General features: G+C 61.6%; 5 protein-coding genes. 3 read left to right on the top strand and 2 right to left on the bottom strand.

The genetic code is table 11. From position 1 onward, the window contains the following. A partial coding sequence (locus EGI20_RS15980) for a RecQ family ATP-dependent DNA helicase (protein WP_498632654.1) occupies positions 1-870 on the bottom strand: 870 nt, incomplete at its 3' end. 146 nt (positions 871-1016) lie between these two features. On the opposite strand from EGI20_RS15980, the gene EGI20_RS15975 reads away from it, so the two are divergent. Further along, positions 1017-1493: a surface-adhesin E family protein gene (locus EGI20_RS15975; protein ID WP_498632653.1), complete on the top strand. Its 477-nt coding sequence runs from the start codon at positions 1017-1019 to the stop codon at positions 1491-1493. A 27-nt stretch (positions 1494-1520) separates the two neighbouring features. Beyond that, complete coding sequence (locus tag EGI20_RS15970; RefSeq protein WP_498632652.1) at positions 1521-2288, top strand: ParA family protein; 768 nt, start codon at positions 1521-1523, stop codon at positions 2286-2288. Here EGI20_RS15970 and EGI20_RS15965 read toward each other — a convergent pair. Then, the gene (locus tag EGI20_RS15965) at positions 2270-4525 is read right to left on the bottom strand and encodes a DNA internalization-related competence protein ComEC/Rec2 (RefSeq protein WP_498632651.1); all 2256 of its coding nucleotides are present in this window, start codon (positions 4523-4525) and stop codon (positions 2270-2272) included. The two genes, EGI20_RS15970 and EGI20_RS15965, sit on opposite strands and share 19 nt — an antisense overlap. Before the next feature lie 10 nt (positions 4526-4535). On the opposite strand from EGI20_RS15965, the gene EGI20_RS15960 reads away from it, so the two are divergent. Beyond that, a complete protein-coding gene (locus EGI20_RS15960) occupies positions 4536-5390 on the top strand; it encodes a class I SAM-dependent methyltransferase (RefSeq protein ID WP_498632650.1) in 855 nt (284 codons plus the stop codon). The last annotated feature ends 187 nt before the right edge of the window (positions 5391-5577 follow it).

Here is a 5577-nt window from a genome sequence, read left to right as displayed (position 1 = left end):
CATGCCGAAGGCGACGGTCGCCACCATCACCACCCCGTCCTCACGCAAAAAGCGGCGCTGATTAGCATCCCGCGCCTCGTGCGACATCCCCGCGTGATAAGGCAGCGCCGTAATGCCGTTCTGTGCCAGCCATGCGGCAAACTCTTCGACCCGCTTGCGCGACAGGCAATAGACGATACCGGACTCGCCGCTATGCTCGCGCTGGATATAGGCCAGCACCTGCTTCTTGGCCTCGTGCTTCTCAATGACCTGATAAAAGATATTGGGCCGGTCAAAACTGGACTTGAACACCGGCGCACCCGTCAGCCCCAGATAGTGCAGGATATCGGCTTCGGTCTGCGGATCGGCCGTTGCCGTCAGCGCAATACGCGGCACAGCAGGAAAACGCTGGGCCAGCACGCCCAGTTGCTGATATTCGGGGCGGAAGTCATGCCCCCACTGGCTGACACAATGCGCCTCATCAATGGCAAACAGCGAAATATCCAACCCGGCCATAAATTCGAGAAAACGCGGGGTCAGCATGCGCTCGGGCGCCACATAAAGCAGCTTGAGCGCACCCGAGCGCGCATCCAGGGCGATGCGCCGTTGCGCCTCCGGCTCGGTTGCCGAGTTAAGACAGGCGGCAGCAATACCCTGCTCGGTCAAAGCGGCCACCTGATCCTGCATCAAGGCAATCAGCGGCGACACCACGATAGCCAGGCCATCGCGCATCAGTGCCGGGATCTGGAAACACAGACTCTTGCCCCCGCCTGTCGGCATCAGCACCAGCGCACTGCCCCCTTGCGCGACCTGCGCGATAATCTGTGCCTGCTCCCCCCTGAATGCGGGATAACCGAACAGGTTTTGCAGAATATCGAGGGCTTGACGCATGGTTTGACGACCGGAAGAGCAAGAAAGGCGCTCATTGTAAGCGCAAAACAAACCCAGCCAGTCCGTATGTTGCAGCAGACAGCTAGCCTGCCTTGCCTGCTGACCAGAGTGCACGAATATGCGAGACTGCGCGCACGGAGGCTTTCATGTTCAAGCATTTATTACGCAGCACCGTGCTTTGCACGGTTTTTCTGGCGGGTTGCGCCACACAAACCGGTAAACCGCTAGACACCGGCACGCCAGGCGGCAGCCGTCCGCTGGCTAATGCCGAATGGCACAATCTGGGGGTCTCGCCTAGCGGCAATATCCTGCACGAAATCGACGGGCTCAGCATACGCAAGCAAGCTAACAACCTGTTTGCCTACCGCGACCGCAAGACCATTTTCAACCCGGCCAAAGAGAACTATCTCAATACGCCCAAGCACAAGCAGTCCGTCAATCGCTGGGTCGTCGATTGCAAGGCGCGCAATATACGGCTGACCGGCATGGATCTGTTTGACGAAAATGGACGTGCCATCGCCAACTACACATATAATGACAAACAAATTAGAGCAATGCCGGTTGTACGCAATTCGGCGAGCTTCCAGCAATTTGAATATGTGTGCGGAACTACGGCCAACTGAGCGCCGGGCTCCGCCGGAACGGAGCCCATGCGCAGAATCGTTTTCAATCAAAAAGGCGGGGTGGGTAAGTCCACCATTACGGTAAACCTGGCGGCAATCGCGGCCAGCCTGGGTAAGCGGGTACTGGTCATCGACCTCGACCCGCAAGGCAATAGCAGCCATTACCTGACAGGGGAAAGTGCGACGGATACCCGCCAGGGCGTGGCGGGCCTCTATCAGCAGATGCTCAGCATCAGCCTGTTCGGCAAGAAGGCGGATGACTTTATCAGCGCAACCCGCTTTCCGGGCTTGTCGCTGATGGCTTCACATCCGGAACTGGCCGAAATGATGGTCAAGCTGGAATCGCGCTACAAAATGTTCAAGCTTAAAGAGGCGCTGGATACGCTGGACGACAAGTTCGACGAAATCTGGATAGACACCCCGCCCGCGCTCAACTTCTATACCCGCTCGGCCCTGATTGCCGCCGAACGCTGCCTGATTCCTTTTGACTGCGATGCCTTCTCGCGCCACGCCCTGCTCGGGCTGATCGACAGTGTGGCGGAAATACGCGCCGACCATAATCCGGCTTTGTCTATCGAAGGCATCGTTGTCAACCAGTTCCAGCCACGGGCCAGCCTGCCCAAGCGCATGGTGGAGGAATTGCGCGAACAGGGTTTGCCGGTGCTTGATCCACCGCTGCCTGCTTCGGTCAAAATCCGCGAGTCACACGAAGCCTGCAGCCCAATGATCTTTCTTGAGCCGCGCCACAAGCTGTCGCAGGCCTATGCTGCGCTATATCAATCGCTGCCGGCCTGACGAAAACGCCAATAGCGCGGCGCCTCGTGCCGCCATGTCCGTATGGTGACCCTGTCGGACACATCAATCTGCAGCGCACCGCTCTCGTCGGTGCGCAATAAACGGGCACCGCTGGCGGCCACCCGCGCCAGCACTTCGCCGTGCGGGTGGCGATAACGGTTGCGGTAGCCATTACTGGAGAGCGCCCATTGCGGTGCAACGCCGGCCAGAAATTCAGCCGCGCTGGAAGTACGGCTGCCGTGATGGCCCAGCACCAGCACGCTGGCACGCAAGGCCGCGCCATAACGCACAAGCAGTGCGCGCTCCCTGGCTTGCGGTAAATCACCCGTTACCAGCAAGGCCTGCTGTCGGGTCGCGACCCTCAGTACGCAACTGGCGGCATTATCATCCCCGTGGCGCTCGCCCACGGCAGGTGCCAGCATATCAAAGCGCACCCCGTCCCAAGCCCAGCTTTGCCCTGCCTGGCAAGGCAAGGCGTGAATGCCGTCAGCACGCATTTTCCCGACCTGCCCGCTTAAGATACGCGAGGCCGGCAAGATCGCCAGCAAGGAAGCGGCCGCTCCCATGTGGTCAGCATCATGGTGCGACAACACCAGCACATCCAGCCGCCGGACACCCAAGCCCTGCAATTGCGGCAACAGGATACGGCCGGCCTCGCCGGCGCCGGTATCAAACAACAAGCTATGGCGGCGGGTCTGCACCAACAAGGCCAGGCCTTGCCCGACATCGATCAGGCGGGCACGAAAGTGGCCAGCATCAGGCACGGGAGCCGGGTAAAACAAGAGCGGCACCATCAGCAATGCACCAAACAGGCGTGCACACCATGCCAGCGGCAGCAGAACAAGCAGGCTGCCGGCCAGCGCCAGAATAGTCAGCGGCCAGGGCGCCGCCGGCAAGGCCAGTGTCGGAAAGCGCGCCAGAAAAGTCAGGCCCCAGAAAAAACCTTGCGCAGCCACGCCGGCCAGATGCAATAGCCAGCCAGTAGGATCAAACAGGCCTAGCAGTGCCAAAGGCGTCACCACCAGTGTAATCCAGGGGATGGCAAGCAAATTGGCCAGCGGAGACACCAGCGGCAGCTGGCCGAAGAACCACAAAAGCGGCAAGGGCGACACCACCAGCACCGCCCACTGCCCGCCCAGCATATCGCGCCAGCCATAAAGCGGACGTCGCCTTGCCATGCCCGCCACAATCAGCGCGGCCACCAGACCAAACGACAGCCACAAGCCCGGCGTCAGCACGGCAAAAGGATCCATCAGCAATACCAGTGCAAGGCTGCTCCACCATATCTGAAAAGGCGTAAAGCCGCGCCGCGCCAGCAACATTGCCCCGGCCAGCGTCAAGGCCAGCACCGTGCGCTGGGTCGGCACCGAAAAGCCGGCCAGCAGCGCATAGGCAAACGCAGCCCCCACCCCGGCCAGAATCACCAGCGTTTGCGGCGTACGCACCAGGCGCGGCATCAAGAAAAGCAGGCCACGCATCAAACAGCCCGCCAGCAAGGCCACCATGGTCACATGCACGCCGGAGATGCTGACAAGGTGGGTGGTACCGGTCGCGGCCAACTCGCGCCACACTGTGCGCGGCAACTCCCCTTGTGCGCCAACTGCCAGCGCTGCCACCAGCCCCCCCTCGCGTCCGTCGCCCAGCGTGGCAAAAATCCGCGCTACCAGACGCGCACGCAAACGGTCCAGCGCGGCGGCCATGCCCTCCTCCTGCCCCAGTGCGACCCGGTATTTGCCGACGCTGCCACTGGCCAGCAAGCCTTGCGACCACATCCAGGCCTCGCCATCAAAACCGTAGGGATTGGCCTCGGCACGCGGCGCACGCAGGCGCAAGCTAAGACGCCAGCGGCTGCCGGCCGGCCAGTCGCGTTCCAGATAGTCACGCGCCAGCACCACGTCAGGAACACCGGGCGGCGCATTGTCCGGGACAAAATTAAAACGGGTGGCAAAGTCGTTACGGGTAGCCAGCCCCCGCACCCGGCCCTCAAGCACCAGCGGTATGCCCTCCTCGGCCGCCGACAGGCCATGCGTCAATTGCAGCTGGGCGCGCCAGCTAGCCCACGCCATGGCACAGCACACAATCAAGACGCCATAACAGGCGCGCAAGCCCACACCCCGCAGATAGCGCCGCGCAGGCCAAGCCAAAACCAGCGGCAGCAAGCACAAGCGCCAGTCAGGCAAATCGGGCAGCACGGCCACCAGCGCCACGCCCAGACAGAAGCAAACCAGCCGTTCCATGCTCCATCATATGCAGGCACAACTTGCATGGCAGCCTAGCCTCGCTTATCGTGCGCCCTCGCCTGATACTGCCCGAAAGACCGATATGTCCGATTTTCCCTTTTTCCTCGCCGCCGGCGCCCGGCGTGACTACGCCGACAGGCTGGTCGCCCTGTTCGGTCTGCAACGCCTGCGCGCACGCCCGACCAGCGACTACTGGCTGGAACTGGGGGATGACAGGCTGGAGCTGGTGACCATAGGCAAGCATGGCGCGGTTTACGCCGAGTTCGTCGAAGGTGCGGCCAAACACCGGCGCGAACAGGGCGGCGGACGCGGCCAGCCGGTGGCCAAGGCCATCGGCCTCAAGAGTGCCAAAACCCTGCCCAGCGTCGTCGATGCCACGGCAGGCCTTGGGCGCGACAGCTTTGTACTGGCTAGCCTGGGCTGTCAGGTCACCTTGCTTGAGCGCTCGCCGGTTGCCGCAGCCTTGCTGTTTGATGCACTGGACCGGGCGCGCTCGCATGCCGACACAGCCGATATCGCCGCACGCATGACGCTGGTGCACGCCAACTCGATAGACTGGCTTAGCACGCTTGCCCCCGAGCAGTCCCCGGATGTGGTGTTTGTCGACCCGATGTTCCCTGACACCGACAAGAAAAGTGCCGCCGCGAAAAAAGACATGCAGGCCTTCCAGCAGGTCATCGGCGACGATATGGATAGCGCCGCCTTGCTCGCGGCGGCGTGGGGGGCAGCGCGCAAACGGGTCGTGGTGAAGCGCCCGCGTCTGGGCGCACCGATAGCGGGCATGAATCCTTCGGTGGTGATGGAGGGCAAATCGACCCGCTTTGACCTTTATATCAAGCAAAGCATGAGCAAGACGGACTAAGCGGCGAGTGCCACAGAGGGAGAAGCAAGCACTCGCCAACTCGACAGGCTGCGTTTAAGCGATTATTTTAAAACCATCCTGAATTCCCCCGCAGATACTCAACATGAATGCTGTCCTTCTTGCGGTCGTGCTGATGCTCGGCCTGTCACTCGCCCGCACCCATGTCGTGATCAGCCTGCTGGTCGGC

Source organism: Aquitalea sp. S1-19, from assembly GCF_024343515.1.
The sequence above is the reverse complement of the archived record's forward strand: the minus strand, read 5'-3'. Positions and strand labels throughout refer to the sequence as shown.

Excerpts from the sequence above, each read along its gene's own strand:
- EGI20_RS15975 (WP_498632653.1), top strand. The coding sequence starts at position 1,017 with ATGTTCAAGCATTTATTACGCAGCACCGTGCTTTGCACGGTTTTTCTG.
- EGI20_RS15970 (WP_498632652.1), top strand. The coding sequence starts at position 1,521 with ATGCGCAGAATCGTTTTCAATCAAAAAGGCGGGGTGGGTAAGTCCACC.
- EGI20_RS15965 (WP_498632651.1), bottom strand. The coding sequence starts at position 4,525 with ATGGAACGGCTGGTTTGCTTCTGTCTGGGCGTGGCGCTGGTGGCCGTG.
- EGI20_RS15960 (WP_498632650.1), top strand. The coding sequence starts at position 4,536 with ATGCAGGCACAACTTGCATGGCAGCCTAGCCTCGCTTATCGTGCGCCC.